This is a genomic window from Nocardia sp. A7 (assembly GCF_046549215.1).
Lineage (GTDB): Bacteria > Actinomycetota > Actinomycetes > Mycobacteriales > Mycobacteriaceae > Nocardia.
In genome coordinates this window covers 2,068,214-2,089,751 of sequence record NZ_JAJPWE010000001.1, presented here as the reverse complement: position 1 = coordinate 2,089,751, position 21,538 = coordinate 2,068,214, and the positions used below count along the sequence as shown (strand labels likewise).

Annotated in this window: 18 protein-coding genes and 1 pseudogene; 11 read left to right on the top strand and 8 right to left on the bottom strand. The window is 67.2% G+C overall.

Annotated features, from left to right (window positions below):
• Positions 1 to 14: 14 nt before the first annotated feature.
• Together ACLJPD_RS09490 and ACLJPD_RS09485 are read left to right on the top strand one after the other, a co-directional pair.
• Entirely contained in the window at positions 15 to 185 is a 171-nt protein-coding gene (locus ACLJPD_RS09490) for a DUF2613 domain-containing protein (RefSeq protein ID WP_082844323.1), read from the top strand.
• Positions 182 to 1,252: a DUF3068 domain-containing protein gene (locus tag ACLJPD_RS09485; RefSeq protein ID WP_410871495.1), complete on the top strand. Its 1,071-nt coding sequence runs from the start codon at positions 182 to 184 to the stop codon at positions 1,250 to 1,252. Before ACLJPD_RS09490 ends, ACLJPD_RS09485 begins: the two co-directional genes overlap by 4 nt.
• A gap of 98 nt (positions 1,253 to 1,350) precedes the next feature.
• Here ACLJPD_RS09485 and ACLJPD_RS09480 read toward each other — a convergent pair whose 3' ends face one another.
• Together ACLJPD_RS09480 and ACLJPD_RS09475 are read right to left on the bottom strand one after the other, a co-directional pair.
• Positions 1,351 to 2,490, bottom strand: a complete 1,140-nt coding sequence (locus tag ACLJPD_RS09480; protein ID WP_410871494.1) for an RNA polymerase sigma factor — start codon at positions 2,488 to 2,490, stop codon at positions 1,351 to 1,353.
• A complete protein-coding gene (locus ACLJPD_RS09475; protein WP_410871493.1) occupies positions 2,487 to 2,894 on the bottom strand; it encodes a YciI family protein in 408 nt (135 codons plus the stop codon). The genes ACLJPD_RS09480 and ACLJPD_RS09475 overlap by 4 nt, the downstream gene beginning before the upstream one ends.
• 230 nt (positions 2,895 to 3,124) lie before the next feature.
• Here ACLJPD_RS09475 and lon point away from each other — a divergent pair, with 230 nt between their 5' ends.
• Complete coding sequence (lon, locus tag ACLJPD_RS09470) at positions 3,125 to 5,581, top strand: endopeptidase La (protein ID WP_410871492.1); 2,457 nt, start codon at positions 3,125 to 3,127, stop codon at positions 5,579 to 5,581.
• A gap of 272 nt (positions 5,582 to 5,853) precedes the next feature.
• Here the strand turns inward: lon and ACLJPD_RS09465 are convergent.
• Positions 5,854 to 6,261, bottom strand: a pseudogene (locus ACLJPD_RS09465) (PaaI family thioesterase); the annotation flags it as partial.
• 104 nt (positions 6,262 to 6,365) lie between these two features.
• Here ACLJPD_RS09465 and ACLJPD_RS09460 point away from each other — a divergent pair.
• Complete coding sequence (locus tag ACLJPD_RS09460; protein ID WP_410871983.1) at positions 6,366 to 7,433, top strand: DNA polymerase IV; 1,068 nt, start codon at positions 6,366 to 6,368, stop codon at positions 7,431 to 7,433.
• Positions 7,434 to 7,576: 143 nt separating this feature from the next.
• Positions 7,577 to 8,572 carry an acryloyl-CoA reductase gene (locus ACLJPD_RS09455; RefSeq protein WP_410871491.1) on the top strand — a complete coding sequence of 332 codons (996 nt, stop codon included), beginning with the start codon at positions 7,577 to 7,579 and terminating at the stop codon, positions 8,570 to 8,572.
• An 18-nt stretch (positions 8,573 to 8,590) separates the two neighbouring features.
• On the opposite strand, the gene ACLJPD_RS09450 is transcribed toward ACLJPD_RS09455, so the two are convergent.
• Positions 8,591 to 10,474: an ABC transporter ATP-binding protein gene (locus ACLJPD_RS09450; protein WP_410871490.1), complete on the bottom strand. Its 1,884-nt coding sequence runs from the start codon at positions 10,472 to 10,474 to the stop codon at positions 8,591 to 8,593.
• Positions 10,475 to 10,601: 127 nt separating this feature from the next.
• Here ACLJPD_RS09450 and ACLJPD_RS09445 point away from each other — a divergent pair, with 127 nt between their 5' ends.
• Together ACLJPD_RS09445 and ACLJPD_RS09440 are read left to right on the top strand one after the other, a co-directional pair.
• Complete coding sequence (locus ACLJPD_RS09445) at positions 10,602 to 13,490, top strand: FAD-binding and (Fe-S)-binding domain-containing protein (RefSeq protein ID WP_410871489.1); 2,889 nt, start codon at positions 10,602 to 10,604, stop codon at positions 13,488 to 13,490.
• A 63-nt stretch (positions 13,491 to 13,553) separates the two neighbouring features.
• Positions 13,554 to 14,501 (top strand): DNA-3-methyladenine glycosylase family protein, encoded by a 948-nt coding sequence (locus tag ACLJPD_RS09440; RefSeq protein ID WP_410871488.1) that lies wholly within the window; start codon positions 13,554 to 13,556, stop codon positions 14,499 to 14,501.
• On the opposite strand, the gene ACLJPD_RS09435 is transcribed toward ACLJPD_RS09440, so the two are convergent.
• Complete coding sequence (locus ACLJPD_RS09435) at positions 14,498 to 14,704, bottom strand: hypothetical protein (RefSeq protein ID WP_410871487.1); 207 nt, start codon at positions 14,702 to 14,704, stop codon at positions 14,498 to 14,500. The two genes, ACLJPD_RS09440 and ACLJPD_RS09435, sit on opposite strands and share 4 nt — an antisense overlap.
• A gap of 159 nt (positions 14,705 to 14,863) precedes the next feature.
• Here ACLJPD_RS09435 and ACLJPD_RS09430 point away from each other — a divergent pair, with 159 nt between their 5' ends.
• From ACLJPD_RS09430 to ACLJPD_RS09420, 3 genes are read left to right on the top strand one after another with little or no spacing between them, the layout of a single operon-like run.
• A complete protein-coding gene (locus tag ACLJPD_RS09430; protein ID WP_410871982.1) occupies positions 14,864 to 15,802 on the top strand; it encodes a helix-turn-helix domain-containing protein in 939 nt (312 codons plus the stop codon).
• Positions 15,799 to 15,999 (top strand): DUF397 domain-containing protein, encoded by a 201-nt coding sequence (locus ACLJPD_RS09425; protein WP_410871486.1) that lies wholly within the window; start codon positions 15,799 to 15,801, stop codon positions 15,997 to 15,999. The genes ACLJPD_RS09430 and ACLJPD_RS09425 overlap by 4 nt, the downstream gene beginning before the upstream one ends.
• Positions 15,996 to 16,205, top strand: coding sequence for a DUF397 domain-containing protein (locus tag ACLJPD_RS09420; RefSeq protein WP_410871484.1), 210 nt, complete (start codon positions 15,996 to 15,998; stop codon positions 16,203 to 16,205). The genes ACLJPD_RS09425 and ACLJPD_RS09420 overlap by 4 nt, the downstream gene beginning before the upstream one ends.
• A 322-nt stretch (positions 16,206 to 16,527) precedes the next feature.
• Here the strand turns inward: ACLJPD_RS09420 and ACLJPD_RS09415 are convergent, their stop codons facing one another.
• The 3 genes from ACLJPD_RS09415 to ACLJPD_RS09405 are packed head-to-tail and all read right to left on the bottom strand — an operon-like array spanning position 16,528 to position 20,069.
• Positions 16,528 to 17,274, bottom strand: a complete 747-nt coding sequence (locus ACLJPD_RS09415; protein WP_410871482.1) for a succinate dehydrogenase/fumarate reductase iron-sulfur subunit — start codon at positions 17,272 to 17,274, stop codon at positions 16,528 to 16,530.
• A 2-nt stretch (positions 17,275 to 17,276) separates the two neighbouring features.
• Positions 17,277 to 19,199 carry a fumarate reductase/succinate dehydrogenase flavoprotein subunit gene (locus ACLJPD_RS09410; RefSeq protein ID WP_410871480.1) on the bottom strand — a complete coding sequence of 641 codons (1,923 nt, stop codon included), beginning with the start codon at positions 19,197 to 19,199 and terminating at the stop codon, positions 17,277 to 17,279.
• Between the two features lie 30 nt (positions 19,200 to 19,229).
• Entirely contained in the window at positions 19,230 to 20,069 is an 840-nt protein-coding gene (locus ACLJPD_RS09405) for a hypothetical protein (protein WP_410871981.1), read from the bottom strand.
• A 244-nt stretch (positions 20,070 to 20,313) separates the two neighbouring features.
• Here ACLJPD_RS09405 and ACLJPD_RS09400 point away from each other — a divergent pair, with 244 nt between their 5' ends.
• Positions 20,314 to 21,489, top strand: coding sequence for an acetyl-CoA acetyltransferase (locus ACLJPD_RS09400; RefSeq protein ID WP_410871478.1), 1,176 nt, complete (start codon positions 20,314 to 20,316; stop codon positions 21,487 to 21,489).
• Positions 21,490 to 21,538: the final 49 nt, after the last annotated feature.

The following is a 21,538-nucleotide window of genomic DNA, read 5'->3' as shown; positions in this document are numbered from 1 at the left end:
TTGGAGTTCGATCTATGAAGTTTGTCGTCCCCGGCCTGGTCAGCGGCCTGGCCGGCGCGGTCATCGGGGTGATTGCCGTACTCGGCATCACCGCGGGCGCGCAACAGAATTCGATCCCGGCGCCCGAAGAGTCCGGTGACCCGGGCTCGTCGCTGCTCGGCAACGTGCAGTACGGCTCGCGATGAGCAACGTACGCAGGCTCATCGCCTGCATCCTCGTCGGTCTCGGCGCGCTGCTGCTCGCGGCCGCCGTCATGATCCCCACCTACACGGTCGGCAAGGTCGCCAAGACCCCGCTCGATCTGCGCATCACCACGATCGCCAAGAGCGTGCCCGGCGAGGAAAGCCTTGTGCTCGACTCGAAGTCGCTCACCTCGCCCGAGGGAGCGGCCAAGATCGACACCAACGTGCCGATCGTCTCGCAGCGCTTCCTGACCGTCGAGGAGCCCTCCGACGCCGACGAGATGACGGTTCAGGCCGGTCAGACGTTGCGTCGTGACGACCGCGATGCCAGCGTGGGTCTGCTCACCGCCTCGGTCGACCGCGTCACCATCGACCGTGTCACCGGCGAGCCGATCGACGCCTCGCCCAACGGTTCCATTGCCGTCAACGTCGACAAGTCGGGCGCCTCGGTGGCCGACGAGTCGCAGCGCCGTGGTCTGCAGTACCGCTTCCCGATCGGCACCGAGAAGAAGTCCTACCCGTACTTCGACCTCAACGCCCGCGCCACCTACGACATCGACTTCATCGACGAGTCGGAGATCAACGGCGTGCCGGTTCTGCACTTCCAGCAGACCATCCCGGTGACGAACATGTGGGACGTCGTCCCCGCCGCCACCAACAAGCTCACCCTGCCCGCCGCCAAGTGGGGCCTGCCGGGCGAAGAGCCGGTCACCATGACCCGCTTCTACACCAACACCCGCGACGTGTGGGTCGAGCCGAGGACCGGCGCGGTCCTCAAGGGCGGCGAGAAGATCCACCTGTACTACGGCCGCAGCGCCGAGCAGGTCGACGTCACCGCGCTGAAGTCGCACCTCGTCTTCGACGAGCCGACCATCGACGCCCAGATGGCCGTCACCCAGGAGAGCCTGGACAAGCTCGACCTGTTCGGCAAGACCCTGCCGATCATCCTTGGCATCCTCGCGGCCCTGTTCCTCATCGGCGGCGCTGTCCTCGGGTTCCTGAGCTCCGGCTCCACCGCGGGCCGCCCGTTCGATCCCCCGACCGAGCGGATTCGTTCCTCGAACCTGTAAGGCCACCACCTCGGCCTCCCGGTCCTCAACCCGGGACGCCCTTCCACCGCCTCGGCCTCCCCGGCCCTCAACCCGGGGAGGCCGAGGTCGTTTCGGATTCAGGACAGCAACTGGCGAACCCGCGCGGCTTCCCGGGTGAGGTGATCGCGCTCGGGCACGGTGGTGGCGGTGTGTGCTGCCTCGGCGTACAGCGTCGCGGCTTGTTCGAGGTCGCCTGCTCGTTCCAGCAGGTAGGCGCGAGAGGCGTTGTGGCGGGGCAGGTTCGGGTCGAGCGCTGCCAGCGCCGCCAGTCCGGCTCGTGCTCCGTCGGCCTCGCCGACCGCGACCGCGCGGTTGAGGCGCACCACCGGACTGTCGGTGAGGTGTAAGAGTTCGTCGTACCATTCCACGATCTGAACCCAGTCCGTTTCGGCGGTGCTCGGTGCGTCCGCGTGCAGGGCGGCGATCGCGGCTTGGGCTTGGTATTCGCCCAGCCGGTCGCGTGCCAACGCGGCCTGCAAGATTGTCACGCCCTCGGCGATAAGACTTGTGTCCCAGCGGGATCGGTCCTGTTCGGCGAGCGGCACCAGGCGGCCACCCTCGGTGCGCGAGGCTCGGCGGGCGTGGTGCAGCAGCATCAGGGCCAGCAGTCCCGAGGCCTCGGGTTCGTCGGTCGAGGCGGCGAGCTGGCGGGTGAGGCGGATGGCTTCGGCGGCCAGGTCGATGTCGCCGCTGTAGCCCTCGTTGAAGACGAGATAGAGCACGCGCAGCACGGTGGTCGGGTGGCTGGGGCGATCGAGCGGCAAGCCCGCGATGCTCTTCTTGGCGCGGCTGATCCGTTGCGCCATAGTCGATTCCGGCACCAGGTAGGCGGTCGCGATCTGCCGCGTCGTCAGGCCGCCGACCGCGCGCAAGGTCAACGCGACAGCTGACCCCGGGGATAGGGACGGGTGCGCGCACAGGAAGTACAGCCACAGTGAGTCGTCGGCGGCGGGCGCGGGCCCAGCCGCTGGTTCGCGATCCACCGCGAATTCCCTGCCCCGCCGCGATGTTTCGGACCGCGCCGCGTCGAGGAACTTTCGCCAAGCGACAGCGACGAGCCAGCCCTTCGCATCGCGGGGTGGATCGTCGGGCCACGACTCCAGCGCTCGGATCAGCGCGTCCTGCACGGCGTCCTCGGCCGCGGTGAACTCGGCCCCGCGGCGGACGAGGACGCCGATCACCGCGGGGACGAGTTCGCGCAACAGCGCTTCGTTCATTCGGTCACCGTGGGCAATTCTGTGTAGAACGGGCGCAGCTCGAGCCATTCCTGAACCGGCTTCCCACCCGCGCCCGGCGCCGCGGACAGCTCCCCCGCCAGCTCGAGCGCGCGCTCGTAGGTCTCGACGTCGATCACCATCCACCCGGCGATCAGGTCCTTGGTCTCCGCGAACGGCCCGTCGGTGATCGGCGGTCGCCCCTCGCCGTCCGAGCGGACGAACGTGCCCTGCGCGGACAGCGCCTGACTGTCGACATACTCGCCGGTCGTCCGGAGTCGCGCGGCGAAGTCCTCCATGTATCCGACATGCGCGGTCACCTCTTCGGGCGTCCACCGATCCATCGGTACGTCGTTGACGGACGCGGGCGCGCCACGGTAGTGCTTGAGCAGCAGGTACTTGGCCATGATGTTCTCCTCGGTTCGTTGCGGCCATTCTGGCCGGGATCGATCGTTTTCAGGCGTTCTGACGTTCGGTTGTTCGTACCCCAGGGACGGAACCACCCGGGCGTTCTCGACATCCTCGGCGAAAGAATTTCGGCGAATCTTTTTCGCCGTGAGTGAACGACGCCACCTGCAGGAACAAACACCCGGGGGGTCATGTTGAGTCAACAAAGCTCAACTCTGGAAGGGTCGACATGACTTCAGCTCAGAACCTGCCGGTGCTGTTCCTGACCGATCCGATCGTGCTGCCGGGCATGGTCGTGCCCATCGAATTGGACGAATCCGCGCAGGCCGCCATCGACGCCGCTCAGGCCGCCAAAACCGGGTCGGTGCTGGTCGCGCCGCGCCTCGACGAGGGGTACGCCTCCTACGGCGTCGTCGCCACCATCGAACAGGTCGGCCGGATGCGCGGTGGCGCGCCCGCGGCCGTGTTGAAGGCCGAGCGCCGCGCTCGGATCGGGCACGGTGTCACCGGCCCCGGTGCCGCGCTGTGGGTGGAGGCCGAACTGGTCGAGGCGGTCGAGCCCGACGAGCGGACCACCGAACTGGCCGCCGAGTACAAGAAGCTGGTCGTCGCCGTGCTGCAGCGGCGGGAGGCCTGGCAGATCATCGACGTCGTCAACCAGCTCGACGACGTGGAAGCCATCGCCGACACCGCGGGCTACGCGCCGTACCTGTCCGATGACCAGAAGCGCGAGCTGCTCGAGACCCCCGATGTCACGGTGCGGCTCACCAAGCAGATCGACTGGATCAAAGACCACATCGCCGAGGTCGAGGTCACCGACAAGATCTCCGAGGACGTCCGCGACGGCATGGAGAAGAGCCAGCGCGAATTCCTGCTGCGTCAGCAGCTCAACGCCATTCGCAAGGAGCTCGGCGAGGACGAACCCGACGGCGCCGACGACTACCGCACCCGCGTGGAGAACGCGGACCTGCCCGAGAACGTGCGCGCGGAGGCACTGCGCGAGGTCGGCCGGTTGGAGCGCGCCAGTGATCAGAGCCCGGAGTCCGGCTGGATCCGCACCTGGCTCGACACCGTGCTCGAGCTGCCGTGGTCGGTGAAAACCGAAGACAGCACCGATGTTTCGGCCGCCCGCGCGGTACTCGACGCCGACCACCATGGCCTGGAAGAGGTCAAGGACCGGATGGTCGAGTACCTGGCGGTGCGTTCGCGGCGGGCCGCGCGTGGCCTCGAGGTCGTCGGTGGGCGTGGCTCCGGTGCGGTGCTCGTGCTGGTGGGTCCGCCCGGTGTCGGTAAGACCTCGCTGGGTGAGTCGGTCGCAAAGGCATTGGGCCGCAAGTTCGTTCGTGTCGCCCTGGGTGGTGTGCGCGACGAGGCCGAGATCCGTGGCCACCGCCGCACCTACGTGGGCGCGCTGCCCGGCCGGATCGTGCGTGCGGTGAAGGAGGCGGGTTCGATGAATCCCGTTGTCCTGCTGGACGAGATCGACAAGGTGGGCTCCGACTTCCGTGGTGATCCGGCGGCGGCCCTGCTCGAGGTCCTCGACCCCGCGCAGAACCACACCTTCCGCGACCACTACCTCGACCTGGATCTCGACCTGTCGAACGTCCTGTTCATCGCCACCGCCAACGTCATGGACACCATCCCCGGTCCCCTGCTCGACCGCATGGAGCTCATCACCGTCGACGGCTACACCGAGGCCGACAAGGTCGCCATCGCCCGTGACTTCCTGGTCCCCCGCCAGCTGGAACGCAATGCCCTGACCACCGAAGAAGTGTCGATCACCGACGCGGCGTTGCGCGAGATCGCGGCGAACTACACCCGCGAGGCCGGGGTGCGCCAGATGGAGCGTCTCGTCGCCAAAGCCTTGCGCAAAGCGGCAACTCGTCTGGTCACCGGTGACGTCGCGCCCGGCAACGGCGCCGGGTCGGGCAGCGCCGCCGAGCTCGGTTACGACCCGGAACTCGGGTACGGCAATGTCATCGACATTGAATCCGGTCCGCAGCCGACCGCCGAGGTGACGAGCTTGACCGTCGACATCGACAACCTCACCGACTACCTCGGCCGCCCCCGCTTCACCCCGGACTCGATGGAACGCACCTCTGTCCCCGGCGTGGCGACGGGACTTGCGGTCACCGGTGCGGGCGGCGACGTCCTCTACATCGAGGCCAACGGCGCCGAGGGCGAACGTTCCCTCACACTCACCGGCCAACTCGGTGACGTCATGAAGGAATCCGCCCAGATCGCCCTCACCTACGTGCGCTCGCATCTGGAGGAAATCGGCATCGAACCCAAGATCCTCGACCGCAACATCCACATCCACTTCCCCGCGGGCGCAGTCCCCAAGGACGGCCCCTCCGCGGGCGTCACCATGGTCACCGCCCTGGTCTCGCTCGCCCTCGGCCGCCCGGTCCGCGGTGATGTCGGCATGACCGGCGAGGTCACCCTCAACGGCAGTGTCCTGCCGATCGGTGGCGTGAAACAGAAGCTCCTCGCCGCCCAGCGCGCCGGCCTGAAGACCGTCTTCATTCCCGCCCGCAACGAACCGGACCTCGACGAGGTCCCGGCAGAGGTCTTGGCCGCACTGGATGTTCGCCCCGTCGCCGACGTGGCAGACATCCTGGCCTACGCCATCGAACCCATCGCCGAACCCGCCGCAGACGGCAAGACCTTCGCCGTCAGCGCCTGATCCGAACCGTCGACGGGCCGTGCACTGCGCACGGCCCGTTCGCCGTAGCCGGAGCAGTCCGAGTCGCCCTTTCGAGGTCCCTCGGCGCCTCGCTAGCGGCTGACGGCCGGCGGCAGAACCGGGCCCTCGATGGTGACCACTGCCAGTTGGTCGGTGTCGTAGTCGTCCTGGTCGTCGTCGAGGTCGTCGAGGTCGTCGTCGAGATCGGCATCGTCGAATTCGTCCGCGTCCTCCTCGGTGGAGGGGGCGAGGTCCTTCTCGACGCGGCGGGTGGTGCCCTGGGCGACCGCGCAGAGAATGGGTTCCTCGCCCTCGGTCTCGGCGTAGACGTCGCAGTGGGTGACAGCCTGGCGGCGGGTGGCGCCGAGGACGGTGGCGTGCACGCGCAGGCGTTCGCCCTGGGCCGGGCGCAGGTAGGTGATGGTGAAGCCGCCGGTGAGGACGTTGGGGCCCAGGACGGTGCCCGCGGCGAAGGTGAGGGCGTTGTCGGCGGCGTAGGCGAGTACCCCGCCGTGCACGAAGCCGAATTGCTGGCCGTGTTCGGGCTGGATATCGATGACGAGAGTGGCTGCCCCATCGCCGAATTCGGTGAGCTCGGTGCCGACCAGACGGGCGAACGGCTGCGCGGCGAGCACCTGCCGCGCCAGGTCGAGGTCGAGGGTGGTGGCTTCGGTCGGCATCGGGTGTTCCGTTCTTCGAGCTCAGTCGTGATCGGTTGGCGCGGTACGGATATTGCCACGCCCGGTTACGCCGGATTGTCGGTGCCATGCGGTATGACGGAACAGTGCCCCGGTGGCTCCTGCATGTGGATCTCGACCAGTTCCAGGCGGCGGTGGAATTCCGACGTCGCCCTGAGCTGCGTGGGCAGCCGGTCATCGTCGGCGGCGAAGGCGATCCCGCGCAGCCACGCAAGGTCGTGACCTGCGCTTCCTATCCCGCCAGGGCGTACGGCGTGCGAGCGGGGATGGCGTTGAGGATGGCGCAGCGCAAGTGCCCGGAGGGCGTTTTCCTGCCGGTCGACATGGCCGCCTACGAGGTGGCCTCCGAGGAGATCATGGCGACGCTCGGTCGGGTGGCCGGTGCGGTCGAGGTGTGGGGGATGGACGAAGCCTTCGTCGCCACCGACGGCGATCCGTGGCGGCTCGCCGCCGAAATCCGCACCGCCATCATCGAACTCGGTCTCACCTGCGCGGTCGGCATCGGCGACAACAAACTCACCGCGAAACTGGCCACCGGTTTCGCCAAGTCCACCGGCAAGACCTCCGCCGAACCCGAACACGACCCCGGCGCCGCCACCGGCATCTTCGAGCTCACCGCCGCCAACTGGACCGAATTGATGGGCCACCGCCCCACCGACGCGCTCTGGGGCGTCGGCGCCCGCATCGCCCAACGCATGGCCGACCTCGACATCGCCACGGTGGCCGACCTCATGTCCGCCGACCGCGACCGCCTGGCCGCCGAATTCGGCCCCAGCACCGGCCCCTACCTGTGGGTTCTCGGCCACGGCAAAGGCGACACCGAGCTCTCGACCACCCCGCGAATCCCGTTGGGCCGCAGCAAATCCGAAACCTTCCCCCACGACCTGACCGACCCCGACGAGATCCGCCGCGAACTCGCCCGCATCGCCACGGAAGTCGCCGAGGAAATGCGCGAACACCACCGAATCAGCACCCGCGTCTCGGTCACCGTCCGCACCAAAACCTTCTACACCCGCAGCAAACAACAAAAACTCCCCTCCCCCACCGACGACATCCCCGCCATCGTCGACACCGCCCTCGCGATCATCGCCCGCTTCGACCTCGACCGCCCGGTCCGCCTCCTCGGCGTCCGCCTGGAACTCCTCCCACCCTGACCGGATAGTCACACCTGCTGGACGGTTGATCACCAGGCGCTGGTGGATTTTCCTTCTCGGCCGATGCCTCCGTGGTGGCCTGGTGATCAACTGTCCGAGAGCGAGGCCTCCACCCCGGGCCGGTGAACTCGTATGCTCGGCCCATGGAGTTCTCAGCGATGGTTGCCCGTGAATCCGACGGTCAGATTGTGCTTGCTCGCGAAACGGTGGGAGATGACTTCCTCGGTACCGGCGAGGTGACGATCAAGGTCCATTACTCGAGTGCGAATTACAAAGACCTGCTGGCGATCACGCCGCGCGGCGGGGTGGTGCGCAACTACCCGATCGTGCCCGGCATCGACCTCACCGGCGAGGTGATCGCCTCGGCGAGCGACGACTTCTCCCCCGGCGATCAGGTCATCGCCCATGGCTACGACCTCGGCGTTTCCCGCAACGGTGGCTTCGCCGAATACACCAAGGTGCCCGCTGAGTGGGTGGTGAAGCTCGACGGCCTCGACACCCGTGACGCCGCCACCATCGGCACCGCGGGCTTCACCGCCGCCATGAGCGTGCAGGCCCTGCTCGACCACGGCCTGACCCCCGACGACGGCGCGGTCCTGGTCACCGGCGCGACCGGTGGTGTCGGCACCGTCGCCATCGATATCCTCTCCGGCCTCGGCTTCGAGGTCATCGCCTCCACCGGCAAGACCGACGCGAACGACCTCCTCGCCGAACTCGGCGCCAACGAGGTCATCGGCCGCCTCCCCCTCGACCCCGATGCCAAGCCGCGCCCGCTCAACAAGGCCAACTGGGCCGCCGCGGTCGACAGTGTCGGTGGCGCCTCGCTCGCCCATGTCCTGAGCGCGATCGGCTACGGTGGCGCGGTAGCGGCCAGCGGCCTCACCGGCGGCGCCGAACTCCCCACCACCGTGCTCCCGTTCATCCTGCGCGGCGTCAGCCTGCTCGGCATCGACTCGGTCCAACTCCCGATCGAGAAGCGCCGCGCCCTGTGGACCGCCCTGGGCAAACAGCTACGCCCCCAACACCTCTCGTCGATCGAGTCCTTCACCTCGATCACCGAAGTCGGCACCGTCCTCCAGTCGATCAAGGACGGCACCCACTCCGGCCGCACCGTCATAGGCGTAGCCAACGAGTTCTGAGATATTGGCGGCTGGTGATCAGGCGATGGCCGGTGCTACCGGGTCGTCGGCGAACTGGGTTCGGTAGAGCTCGGCGTAGCGGCCGTCCGCGTTGAGGAGGGTGGCGTGGGTGCCGCGTTCGATGATGCGGCCGTCCTCGAGGACCAGGATCTGGTCGGCGGCGCGGATGGTGGACAGGCGGTGGGCGATGACCAGCGCGGTGCGTCCGGTGAGTGCTTCGGCGAGGGCTGCTTGGACGGCTGCCTCCGAGGTGGAGTCGAGGGAGGCGGTTGCCTCGTCGAGGATGACCACCCGTGGTTGCTTGAGCAGCAGGCGGGCGATGGTGAGGCGTTGGCGTTCACCGCCGGAGAGGCGGTAACCGCGCTCGCCGACCACGGTCTCCAGGCCGTCGGAGAGCGAGTCGACCAGGTCGCGGAGACGGGCGCGATCGAGGGCGTCCCACAGCTGCGCTTCGGTGGCTTCCGGGCGGGCCAGCAGGAGGTTCGCGCGGATGGTGTCGTGGAACAGGTGGCCGTCCTGGGTGACCAGGCCGACCGTGTGCTGAATGGATTCGGTGGTCAGGTCGCGCACGTCGGCACCGTTGAGCCGGACCGCGCCGGAGTCGACATCGTAGAGCCGTGAAACCAGTTGGGCGATAGTCGATTTGCCCGCGCCGGACGAACCGACGAGCGCGATGAGCTGCCCGGGTTCGGCGCGCAACGACACTTCGTGCAGCACCTCGACCCCGCCGCGGCTGTCCAGGGTCGCCACATCTTCCAGCGAAGCGAGCGAGACCTTGTCGGCCGACGGGTAGCCGAAGTTCACCGCGTCCAGTTCCACCGCGACGGGGCCGTCGGGCACCGGGGTGGCGTGCGGGGCGTCCTCGATCAGCGGCTTCAGATCCAGCACCTCGAAGACGCGCTCGAAACTCACCAGCGCCGACATGATCTCCAGGCGGGCACTGGCCAGCGCGGTGAGCGGGGTGTACAGCCGGGTGAGCAGCAGCGAGAGCGCGACGACCGAGCCCGCGTCGAGGCTGCCCTTCAGCGCGTACCAGCCGCCGAGGCCGTAGACCAAGGCGAGCGCGAGCGCGGAGACCAGGGTGAGCGAGGTGACGAAGGTGGTCTGCAGCATGGCGGTACGCACGCCGATGTCACGCACGCGGGTGGCGCGCACCGCGAACTCCGACGACTCCTGCTTCGGCCTGCCGAACAGCTTCACCAGGGTGGCGCCCGGCGCGGAGAAGCGCTCGGTCATCTGGGTGCTCATGGCGGCATTGAGCTGGGCGGCTTCGCGCTGCATGGCGGCGAGTTTGTTGCCTGCGTGCCGGGCCGGGATGACGAACACGGGCAGCAGGACCAGCGCCAGCAGGGTGATCTGCCAGGAGATGCTGAGCATCACGGCGAGCGTGAGCAGCAGCGTGACCAGGTTGGTGACCACGCCGGAGAGGGTGTCGCTGAACGCCCGCTGCGCACCGATCACATCGCTGTTGAGCCTGCTCACCAGCGCGCCGGTGCGGGTTCGGGTGAAGAACGCGACGGGCATCTTCTGCACGTGGTCGAACACGGCGGTACGCAGGTCGAGGATCAGGCCCTCCCCGATCCGGGCCGACAGCCACCGGATAGCGATGCCGAGGGCGGCGTCGAGGATGGCCAGACCCGCGATGGCGAGCGCGAGCAGCACCACGGTACGCGGCGGTGAACCGTCGACGATCCCGTTGACCACGCGCCCCGCCAGCACCGGCGTAGCCACGCCGAGCACGGCCGCGAGCACGCTGAGCAGCAGGAACCCGCTGATCCGCCGCCGGTGATGTTGCGCGAACCGCAGGATCCGCCGCGCCGTCACCATGCTGAACGGGCGCTGCTCCTGCGGCGCGTTCGCCTGCCGGTACATCTGGCTGTATGCCACTGATTCGATACTCACTGCCACTCTCCTCGAGGCTCCCCACCCATTGAACTCCTGCCCACTGACACTAGAACCTCAACAAAGGTTGACCGCAAATCCTTTCCGTGGCCCTGATCTGCCCGGCGCCGCGAATAGGCTGGTCGTCGTGGACGACGACCGGAGCGCTGAACTGCTGGCGGACGCACTACGCCCGCGGGTCGACTGCCCGGTCGACGCGTCGGTGCGCAGGCGCGTCGAGTACTCCTCCGATGCCTCCAACTACCGCGTCCGGCCCGCCATGGTGGTGTTTCCCCGCACCGAGGACGACGTCGCCGCCGTGGTGAACTTCGCGCGCGAGAACGGGCTGTCGGTCACCGCGCGCGGCGCCGGCACCTCGGTCGCGGGCAATGCCATCGGCCCGGGCATCGTGCTGGATTTCAGCAGGCACATGAACGCGGTGCGCGCGGTCGATGTCGAGGCGCGTACGGCGACCGTGCAGCCGGGGGTGGTGCTGTCGGCGCTGCAACGCAGGCTGCGGGCGGATGGGCTGCGGTTCGGGCCGGATCCGTCGACGCAGGACCGCTGCACGCTCGGCGGGATGATCGGCAACAATGCGTGCGGACCGCACGCGTTGGCCTGGGGGCGCACCGCCGATACCGTCCGTGAGCTGCGCGTTATCGACGGCACGGGGGAGCGGCGAACCCTCGGCGCCGACCTGACCTCGGTTCCCGGCCTGGCGGGATTCACCGCCGCCAATCTGGCCGTCCTGCGCACCGAACTCGGTCGCTTCGATCGGCAGGCCTCCGGCTACGGTCTGGAACACCTACTGCCGGAGCATGGTTCATCGGTGGCGAAAGCGTTCGTGGGTTCCGAAGGCACCTGTGGACTACTCGTGGAAGCAGAGGTCGCGCTCACGCCGGTGCCTGCCGCGACTGTGCTCACGGTGCTCGGCTACCCCGACATCGCTTCGGCCGCAGACGACATCGCAGCTGTTACTGGATGCGCGCCGATCGCGGTGGAGGGCATCGATGCGGGATTGGTCGATGTGGTCCGCGCGCACAGGGGGACGGTGCCCGAGTTGCCGCGAGGTCGCGGATGGCTCTTCGTCGAAACCGCGGGAGCCAACCGAGCCGAGGCACTGGCCGTGGCCCGACAGCTGTGTGCGACGAGCAATGCCGATGACCACCGGATCGTCACCGATCCGATTGCCACAGCGGCACTCTGGCGAATCCGAGCTGACGGCGCCGGGCTGGCGGGACGAACTCCGGACGGGAACCCAGCGTGGCCCGGTTGGGAGGATGCCGCTGTACCGCCCGAGAATCTCGGCACCTATCTCCGCGAATTCGCTTCGCTCACCGCCGAATACGACGTAAAAGGCCTGCTCTACGGCCACATCGGCGACGGCTGCATCCACGTCCGCCTTGACTTCCCGATCACCGACGCGCCCCAACGATTCCGCGCCTTCCTCTTCGAAGCCGCCGAACTCGTTGTCCGCCACGGCGGCTCGCTCTCCGGCGAACACGGCGACGGTCGCGCGAGATCCGAACTCCTCGAAGTCATGTACTCACTGGCCGCCCGTGCGGCCTTCGCCGGCTTCAAGACCCTGTTCGATCCCGACGACGTCCTCAACCCCGGCGTCCTCGTCGCCCCGAACTCCGTCGACGCCGACCTGCGCGTCGCCGGTCTCGCGCCGCTCCCCTCGCGTGGCTTCGCGCTGTCCACAGACTCCGGCGATTTATCCACAGCTGTGCACAGATGTGTAGGAATCGGCAAGTGCCGCGCGGACACGCACGCGGCGGGCGGCTTCATGTGCCCCTCCTACCTGGCCACCGCCGACGAGAAGGACACCACGCGCGCCCGCGCCAGAGTCCTGCAGGAAGTCGTCCGCGGTGAACTGGACTGGCGTGCACCAGCAGTCGAGGAATCCCTCGACCTCTGCCTGTCCTGCAAAGCCTGCGCCGCCGACTGCCCCGCCGGTGTCGACATGGCCACCTACAAATCCGAGGCGCTGTACCGCCGCTACGAAGGCCGCCTCCGCCCGCTGGATCACTATGTCCTGGGTCAACTTCCACGCTGGCTGGCGATCGCCCAACACTTCCCCCGCCTGGCCAACGCGGTGGCCGCCCGTCCCCGCCTCCGTCGAACCGGCATGCGACTGGCCGGAATCGACCCGAGGCGCGCGGCACCGCGGCTCGCCCCGAAACCGCTGCGCCGGATCTGGGCCGACCTCGGCGTCACTGAACGTGCCGAGGAGCCAGTGACCATGCTGGGCCGCAACGGAGTCCACGCGCCTGTCGAGACCAGGTCGGCCGACGAACCGGCAACAGCCGGCGATCCCGACACAGGTGAAGTGATGCTGTGGATCGACTCCTTCACCGACACGTTCGACCCTGAAAATGCCCTAGCCGCACAACAACTGATCGAACAACTGGGTTATCGGGTCAGCATCCCGAAAGCTCGGGTCTGCTGCGGCCTCACCTGGATCAGCACCGGCCAGCTCGACGGCGCCCGCACCCGCCTACGCGCCACCCTCGACGCACTGTCCGAGCACGTTGCGTCGGGCGGTCTGATCATCGGCCTCGAACCCTCCTGCACCGCCACCCTGCGCGCCGACCTCCCCGAACTACTCCCCGACGATCCCCGCGCGAAACCGGTAGCGGCCGCGGTCCGCACCCTGGCCGAATTCCTGCTCGAGCACCCCGACTGGCAACCACCCCGGCGCCCGCAGGACACGGTGATCGTCCAACCCCACTGCCACCAGCACGCCGTGGGCGGCTTCGAGGCCGAACGCCGAATCCTCACCGCGATGGGCGTCACAGTCCAGGAACTCGCGGGTTGCTGCGGCCTGGCAGGCAACTTCGGCATGCAGAAAGGCCACTACGAAGTCTCGGTCGCGGTAGCGGAAAACGCCCTGCTCCCGGCCCTACGGAACGTCCCACCGAATACGATCTTCCTGGCAGACGGCTTCTCCTGCCGAACCCAGGCCGCGCAGCTCGCCCACACTCCCGGCTTGCACCTGGCCAGGTACCTGCTCGACCGAACCCCAGCCTCCTGACGGCCGCGGAACGCGGTCCCCCGCGCTGTGGGTTGTCGCCGATCACAGGCGCACAATGGACGAATGCGCGATCAGACCCTGGACCCTGACCTGGCCGTGGCCGGTCTGTCCAGGACCGTCCGGTCGAGCAGACCCTTCGACGTCGGCATCACCGTCTCACCCCTGCGCCGGGGCGTCGGCGACCCCTGCCACCACGTCACCCCCGACGGCGCCCACTGGCACGCCTCGCGAATGCCCACCGGCGTGGTCACCTATCGCCTCACCCAGGACGGCCGCGACGGCGCCACCGCCCGCGCCTGGGGCCCCGGCGCCGAGGAATTCCTGGCCGACCTCGAGAGCATGCTCTGCCTCGAGGAGAACCTCGACGACTTCGCCCCCGAGCACCCCAAGCTCATCGAAGCCCACCGCACGGTCCCCGGTCTGCGCATGTTGCGAACCGGCCGGGTGATGGAGTCGCTGATCCCCGCCGTCCTCGAACAGAAAGTGCATACGCAGTCCTCGTTCGCGGCTTGGCGCACGCTGGTCCGGGAGTTCGGCACAAAGGCCCCCGGCCCAGCGCCGACCGGTCTGATGGTGGCGCCGGATGCCGATACCTGGCGACTGATCCCGTCGTGGAAGTACCACCGAGCCAATGTCGGCCCGCAGCGCGCGCAGACCATCGTGCGCGCGGCCAGGGTCGCCGACTCGATCGAACGCACGGCAGCGCTCGACCCGATCGAGGCCGCGCGACGTCTACGCAGCCTGCCCGGCATCGGCGTATGGACGGTGGCCGAGACAGCGCAACGCGCCTTCGGCGACGCCGATGCCCTCTCGGTCGGTGACTACCACCTCGCCGCCGTGGTCGGCTGGAGCCTGCTCGGCCACCCGATCGATGACGACGCGATGGTCGAGTACCTGCGACCGCTACAACCCCACCGCTACCGCGCGGTGCGACTGCTTGGGTTGAGCGGGCAGGCGCGCAAACCGAAGTTCGGCCCGCGCGACCCGATCACCGACCACCGCCACCACTAACGCGTCGCGCGCGCGTCCAACACGCAGCGGCCCGCTTCGACGAGGGTGTTGCGCGCCCGCCTGCGCACCCGACACTCCTCGACGGTGCAGTCGAGGTGCAATTGCATTGCGGCATGGGCTTGTTCGGGCTCCATCGGGCCCGGATCGGTGGAGCAACTCAGCAGTGCTGTGGCGATGCGCATGTTCACTTCGCTCAATTGCATGGGAACAGCACAGCACGCTAATGCCCGGCTAACGGTGAGTACACGCCCGTTCGTCGAGATTTCCCTCGAATTCCCAGCACAACATCCAAGGGGGAGTGCAGGATTCCCCACAGTGGACGAAATCCACCCTCGCAGCGGGGCTCGGCGCGGGTGGCGGGTATGCGACACAGAAGGAGTGGGGCTGTGGCAACGAACGCATCGAACGGCACAGACGGGCAGGCGGGTGTCTCCTCGACCCTGCCGCGTCGCCAACTCGGCCGCTATCTGCGCGATTGGCGCACCCAAGCCGGGCTCACCATCGCCGAGGCGGCCCGGCTGATGGAGTGGGGCGCCAGCACGCTCCAGCGACTGGAAAAGGGGCAGGCCGACCGCATTCGTACCATCGACATCCACGAACTGTGTCGGATCTACGGCATTCCCGACGATCTCGCCGAAGGCTTCACCGGACTCGCGCAACAGGCCGCTGTCAAGAGCTGGTGGCACGCCTACGGCGATCTGATACCTGAGAATTTCGATATCTATGTGGGTTTGGAGGCTTCGGCGCATCGGTTGCGCGCCTATCAGTCCGAGCTGGTTCCCGGTTTGCTACAAATCGCGGAATACGCACGGGCACTGAATCATCTGGGCTTTCCTCAGGATTCGGTCGACGAGCTCGATCGGCGAGTCGCGCTGCGGCTGCAACGCCAAGCCTTGATCACCCGCACGCATTCGCCCGCCGAGATCGACGTGGTTCTGCACGAATCGGTGTTGCGCAGCGTCGTCGGTGATGCAAAGGTGATGGCTGCGCAGTTGCGATACCTCGCCGATGCGAGTACCCGAAGTAATGTGGCATTGCGCATCCTGCCGTTTGCCGCCGGTGTTCCGCTCGGAGTCTCCACCGGACCTTTCACGGTTCTCGAGTTCGGCACCGACAGTAAAGGGCAACCGGTCGAACCGCCGGTGGTGTACGCCGAAGGCTTTACCGGCGACCTCTACCTGGAACGACGCGCGGATGTTCGAAGGTACGACCGGGCTCATGAATGCCTCCAGCGCCATGCGCTGGATATCCAACCGAGTAGACACCTGCTATGGCAGGTCGCGAAGGAGTATGTGGCATGAGTTTCGATCTCGTCGACGCCCACTGGTTCAAGAGCACTCGAAGTGGTGCGGGCAAGGATTGCGTCGAAGTTGCTTTTCTGTTCGGCGGACACGTCGGCGTGCGCGACAGCAAGAACCCCGCCGGTCCGACGTTGGTCTTCGACGGCGCGAGCTGGGACGCCTTCACCCGCGGCATCGACACCGGCACGTTCGCGTGAACACCAAGCGCGACATCGACACCACCGGTGCCACCTGGCAGCGCGCGGGTGCCGACGACGGCAGCGTGGAGGTCGCCATGCTGGCGCAGGGGTACGTTGCCCTGCGCGACAGCAAGAATCCCGACGGTCCGGTATTGATCTTCACCCCGAGTGAATGGACCGCCTTCACCGCGGGCGTGCACGACGGTGAGTTCGATCGTCCTTGATCACGCCAGATCACAGAACGATAGATATTCGGCATAGGCCGAGGTTTGGTGCGGGGCCCGCTGGGGTAACCCGGGTATATGGACCGAGGGTTGAAGAAGATGCCACCCCGGTACCGGAGGCTAGCGCCTGAAGACGCGGTGGAACGCCTGATCGTCATACTGCTGTTCGCGGTATCGGCGGTCGGGATCTTCGTTCTCACCGGTTCTTTGCTGTCGGCGCTGTTCATCGGAGTACTGGTCGGATCTGTCGCTATGGGGACTGTGGCTGTCTTGTAGGCAGCCGACGCTGCGGGGGTTTCGGGCCCCGCAGCGTCAACAGTTCCTATCGACGGAAAATTTTATTGCCGAGCCAGACAATCGGGTCATATTTGCGATCCACCACTCGTTCCTTCAGTGGAATCAGCGCGTTGTCGGTGATCTTGATGTGCTCGGGGCACACATCGGTGCAGCACTTGGTGATATTGCAGTAGCTCAAACCTGCTTCCTCCTGGGCCATTTCGCGCCGATCGCGCGTGTCAAGGGGGTGCATCTCCAACTCGGCGATGCGCATCAGGTAGCGCGGGCCCGCGAAAGCGGTCTTGTTCTCCTCGTGATCACGCACCACATGACAGGTGTCCTGGCAAAGGAAGCACTCGATGCACTTGCGGAACTCCTGCGAGCGCTCCACGTCGATCTGCTTCATCCGGTAATCACCCGGCGCGAGACCGGCGGGTGGCGTGAATGACGGGATCTCCCTTGCTTTCTCGTAGTTGAACGAGACATCGGTGACGAGATCCTTGATGATCGGGAAGGTCCGCATCGGGGTGACGGTGATGACCTCGTCCGGCGTGAACGTCGACATCCGCGTCATGCACAGCAACCTCGGGCGCCCGTTCACCTCCGCCGAACACGAACCGCACTTGCCCGCTTTGCAATTCCAGCGCACCGCGAGGTCGGGTGTCTGGGTGGCCTGCAGGCGGTGGATGATGTCGAGCACCACTTCGCCCTCGTTCACCGCCACCGTGTAATCGGCGAGACTGCCGCCGTCGATGTCGCCGCGCCAGACCCGGAACCGGGCGTCGTATCCCATGGTTACGCCTTTCCCTCGGCTGTCGGGTGCGCAGCCAATTCTTGCTCGGTGAAGTACTTCTCGAGCTCGCTCAGTTCGAACAGAGCGAGTAGGTCCTCGCGCATCGGCGTCTGATCGGCGGGGGTCACGGTGACATCCGGGATCTGCGCGCGCGAACCGGCGACAGCCGCACATACCAGCAACTTGTTGCGCCAGTCCGGATTCATGCCGGGGTGATCGTCGCGGGTGTGGCCGCCGCGGCTCTCGGTCCGCAACAGCGCTGCCTGCGCGACACATTCGCTGACCAGCAACATGTTGGCCAGGTCGAGAGCCAGGTGCCAGCCGGGGTTGAACGGGCGTTTGCCCTCCACGGTCACGTTGGCGTAGCGGGCGCGCAGCTCGTTCAGCTTGTCGATCGCCGCGCGTACCTCGTGCTCCTTGCGGATGATGCCGACCAGGTCGTTCATCGTCTGCTGGAGTTCGGAGTGCAGGGTGTAGGGGTTCTCGCCCGAACCGTCGGTGGTCGAATCGAAGGGTGCCAGTGCGGTTTTCACCGCGTCCTCGATATCGGTCTCGGCCGGCGTCGGCTTGGCGGTGAGCTGCTGGACATACGCCGAAGCGCCGAGCCCGGCCCTGCGGCCGAACACCAGCAGGTCCGACAGCGAGTTGCCGCCGAGCCGGTTCGAACCGTGCATACCGCCGGAACACTCACCGGCGGCGAACAATCCGGGCACCGACGCCGCGCCGGTATCGGGCTCCACCTCGATTCCGCCCATCACGTAGTGACAGGTCGGCCCGACTTCCATCGGCTCGGCGGTGATGTCGACATCGGCCAGTTCCTTGAACTGATGGTGCATCGACGGCAGCCTGCGCACGATCTCGTCGGCGGGCATGCGGGAGGCGATGTCGAGGTAGACGCCGCCGTGTTCGGTGCCGCGGCCAGCCTTCACCTCCTCGTTGATCGCCCTGGCCACTTCGTCACGGGGGAGCAGGTCAGGGGTGCGGCGCGCGGAATCGTTGTCGCGCAACCACTGATCGGCTTCTTCCTCGGTCTCGGCGTACTGACCCTTGAACACCGGCGGGATGTAATCGAACATGAACCGCTTGCCCTCGGAGTTCTTCAGCACGCCGCCGTCGCCGCGCACACCCTCGGTGACGAGGATGCCCTTCACACTCGGTGGCCAGACCATGCCGGTGGGGTGGAACTGCAGGAACTCCATATTGATCAGCGTCGCGCCGGAGCGAAGCGCCAGCGCGTGGCCGTCGCCGGTGTACTCCCAGGAATTGGATGTCACCGTGTAGGACTTGCCGATTCCGCCGGTGGCCAACACCACGGCAGGCGCATTGAACAGGACGAAGCCGCCGGATTCACGCCAATACCCGAAAGCGCCGGCGATCGCGCCCCCGTCGGTGAGCAATTCGGTGATCGTGCACTCGGCGAAGACCTTGATCCTGGCCTCGTAGTCGCCGGTTTCGGCGTAGTCCTCCTGCTGCAGCGAGACGATCTTCTGCTGCATCGTGCGGATCAGCTCCAGGCCGGTCCGATCGCCGACGTGCGCGAGGCGAGGATAGGTGTGGCCACCGAAGTTGCGCTGGCTGATCCGGCCATCGGGGGTCCGATCGAACAGCGCCCCATAGGTTTCCAGCTCCCACACCCGATCGGCGGCCTCCTGGGCATGCAGTTCGGCCATGCGCCAGTTGTTGAGGAACTTGCCGCCACGCATGGTGTCCTTGAAGTGCGTCTGCCAGTTGTCCTTCTCGTTGGCATTGCCCATCGAGGCCGCGCAACCGCCCTCGGCCATCACGGTATGTGCCTTGCCGAACAACGACTTACACACCACCGCCACCGAAAGCCCCTGTTCGCGGGCCTCGATCACGGCTCGCAGGCCCGCACCGCCCGCCCCGATCACCACGACGTCGTAGTCGTGCCGTTCCACGTCTGGCATTGAAATTCAAGCTCCTCGCGTTGTCGCGGGTCAGTTGACGAACCGCAGGTCCGAAATGGTTTCGCTCGCAACCAACATCACGTAGAAGTCGGTGAGCACGAGGGTGCCGAGAGTGGTCCAGGCCAGCGCCATGTGGCGGGTGTTGAGCTTGGAGATCTGGGTCCAGTACCAGTACCGCACCGGGTGGGCGGAGAAGTTCTTGAGCCGTCCGCCCGCGATGTGCCTGCACGAGTGACACGACAGGGTGTAGGCCCACAGCAGGATCACGTTGATCAGCAGCACGATATTGCCGAAACCGAAACCGAAACCGCCACCGCTGCCATGGAATGCGGTGATCGCGTCGTAGGTGTTGACCAGCGAGACCACCAGCGCCACGTAGAAGAAGTAGCGGTGCGCGTTCTGGATGATCAACGGCAGCCGCGACTCGCCGGTGTAGCGCGCGTGCGGCTCGGCCACCGCGCAGGCGGGCGGGGAGAACCACACCGAGCGGTAGTAGGCCTTGCGGTAGTAGTAGCAGGTCAGTCGGAAGCCGAGCAGGAACGGCAGCACCACGAAACCCAGCGGGATCCAGATCGGCAGCTCGGGGAAGGGGGTACCGAAGTGCGCCGACCCCGGTGCGCACGAGTCGCTCAGACACGGCGAATAGAACGGGGTCAGATAGTGGAACTCGGGCACCCAATAGGCCGTCCGCGCAAAGGATCTGATCGTCGCGTAGATGATGAACGCGGCGAGCCCGAGCGCGGTGAACAGTGGTGGTAGCCACCAGCGGTCGGTGCGGAGGGTGCGCGCGGAAATACGGGCACGCGTTCTGCTGAAGACGCCGGTCCCCGCCGAGTGCGATGCGGGGGAGGCGGTCGGTGCGGCACTCACGGTGGATGCCTCGCTGATCTTCGGGTCTGCGGCAGTGATCATTCCCCACCGCGATGGCTTGTGATGTGGAGCACCATACGCCTGTGTTCGCGCCGCTCGCGGTGGGTCTCACGCACTCGGTCGCCGTGCATGGCGGTGATCTCGATCACAGCCGTGACGTCCGTGGCAGGCGGTCATGCCCGTGCAACAAACCTGTGGTGCCCTGTGCAGGTATTCCCCGCCGGGGAGAGGAGCGTGACGCGCAATGAGACGAGCCGCGATCGTGGCACCCGTTCGCACGCCCAGTGGCGTCGAGGGCGGTGCGCTGTCGGGTATGCCCGCCGAATGGCTGGCGACCACGGTGTTATCGGCTGTGCTCGAACGCTCCGGGATCGACCCGCTACGCATCGACGACGTGGCCATGGCCTGTATCGACGGTGGCCTCTCCGACGTACCCGCGGTGGGTTCGCTCGCCGCCCGCGGCGCCGGATTACCCTTCGCGGTCCCCGGTTTCGTGACCGACAAACACGGCGGCAGCGGCCTGCAGGCGGTGATCACCGCGGCGATGATGGTGCAGACCGGCGCCGCGGATGTGGTGGTCGCGGGCGGGGTGGAATGCGCGTCGACCGCGGCCGGGCTGCCCGGTGGGACCGCCGGATTACACAACGCCGAACGGTTGGCGCACTACTACGGGATCGACCGCACCGCCGCCGACGAGTTCGCGGTGGCCAGCCATCGCAAGGCGGCCCGCGCCTGGCGGCAGGGTGCGTTCGCGGCCGAGGTGGTCGGGGTGGCGGCCGGGTACGGCGATCACCAGATCACCCGCGACGAGGGTGTTCGCGATGACTTGTCGACGCACACGCTGGCCGGCCTGCGTCCGCTGCTCGCAGACGGCGTGGTGACGGTAGGAAACATGAGTACGCATCGGCTCGGGGCGTCGGCGTGCCTGGTCGTGGCCGAGGATCGGCTCGGTGAGCTGGGTTTGACCCCGATGGCCTTCCTCGCGGGGTGGGCCGCGGCCGGCTGCGACAACGAGGGCCCCGGTCTCGGAGCGGCGCCCGCGGTGTCGAAACTGCTCGGCCGAACCGGGTGTTCATTGGATGAGATCGACTTGCTCGAACTCAACGAGGGCTACGCGGTGGAGGTCCTCGCGCTGGCCACCGAATGGGAACTCGACCCACTCGACCGCCTCAACGTGAACGGCTCGGACATCGCCCTCGGACACCCGGTGGGCGCCACGGGGCTGCGAATCATGACGACGATGCTGCACGAACTCGGCCGCACCGGCGGGCGCTACGGACTGGAGGCCATCGCCCTCGGTCACGACCACGGGATCGCGGCGCTGTTCGAATCCGCCGAGGTGGCTGAGCCGGTCGAAGTGCCGCGTGGGGCGCGGTTTCATGGGTCGCGTACACGCAGGCTCGGTCGACACCGGGCTTGAGTTCGGATCGGCTCGAGAGTTCGGATCGGGCTCGAGTTCGGATCGGGCT

Excerpts from the sequence above, each read along its gene's own strand:
- ACLJPD_RS09400 (WP_410871478.1), top strand. The coding sequence starts at position 20,314 with ATGAGACGAGCCGCGATCGTGGCACCCGTTCGCACGCCCAGTGGCGTC.
- ACLJPD_RS09455 (WP_410871491.1), top strand. The coding sequence starts at position 7,577 with ATGGAGTTCTCAGCGATGGTTGCCCGTGAATCCGACGGTCAGATTGTG.
- ACLJPD_RS09410 (WP_410871480.1), bottom strand. The coding sequence starts at position 19,199 with ATGCCAGACGTGGAACGGCACGACTACGACGTCGTGGTGATCGGGGCG.
- ACLJPD_RS09425 (WP_410871486.1), top strand. The coding sequence starts at position 15,799 with ATGAGTTTCGATCTCGTCGACGCCCACTGGTTCAAGAGCACTCGAAGT.
- ACLJPD_RS09485 (WP_410871495.1), top strand. The coding sequence starts at position 182 with ATGAGCAACGTACGCAGGCTCATCGCCTGCATCCTCGTCGGTCTCGGC.
- ACLJPD_RS09415 (WP_410871482.1), bottom strand. The coding sequence starts at position 17,274 with ATGGGATACGACGCCCGGTTCCGGGTCTGGCGCGGCGACATCGACGGC.
- ACLJPD_RS09430 (WP_410871982.1), top strand. The coding sequence starts at position 14,864 with ATGCGACACAGAAGGAGTGGGGCTGTGGCAACGAACGCATCGAACGGC.
- ACLJPD_RS09475 (WP_410871493.1), bottom strand. The coding sequence starts at position 2,894 with ATGGCCAAGTACCTGCTGCTCAAGCACTACCGTGGCGCGCCCGCGTCC.
- lon (WP_410871492.1), top strand. The coding sequence starts at position 3,125 with ATGACTTCAGCTCAGAACCTGCCGGTGCTGTTCCTGACCGATCCGATC.
- ACLJPD_RS09440 (WP_410871488.1), top strand. The coding sequence starts at position 13,554 with ATGCGCGATCAGACCCTGGACCCTGACCTGGCCGTGGCCGGTCTGTCC.
- ACLJPD_RS09490 (WP_082844323.1), top strand. The coding sequence starts at position 15 with ATGAAGTTTGTCGTCCCCGGCCTGGTCAGCGGCCTGGCCGGCGCGGTC.
- ACLJPD_RS09480 (WP_410871494.1), bottom strand. The coding sequence starts at position 2,490 with ATGAACGAAGCGCTGTTGCGCGAACTCGTCCCCGCGGTGATCGGCGTC.
- ACLJPD_RS09435 (WP_410871487.1), bottom strand. The coding sequence starts at position 14,704 with ATGCAATTGAGCGAAGTGAACATGCGCATCGCCACAGCACTGCTGAGT.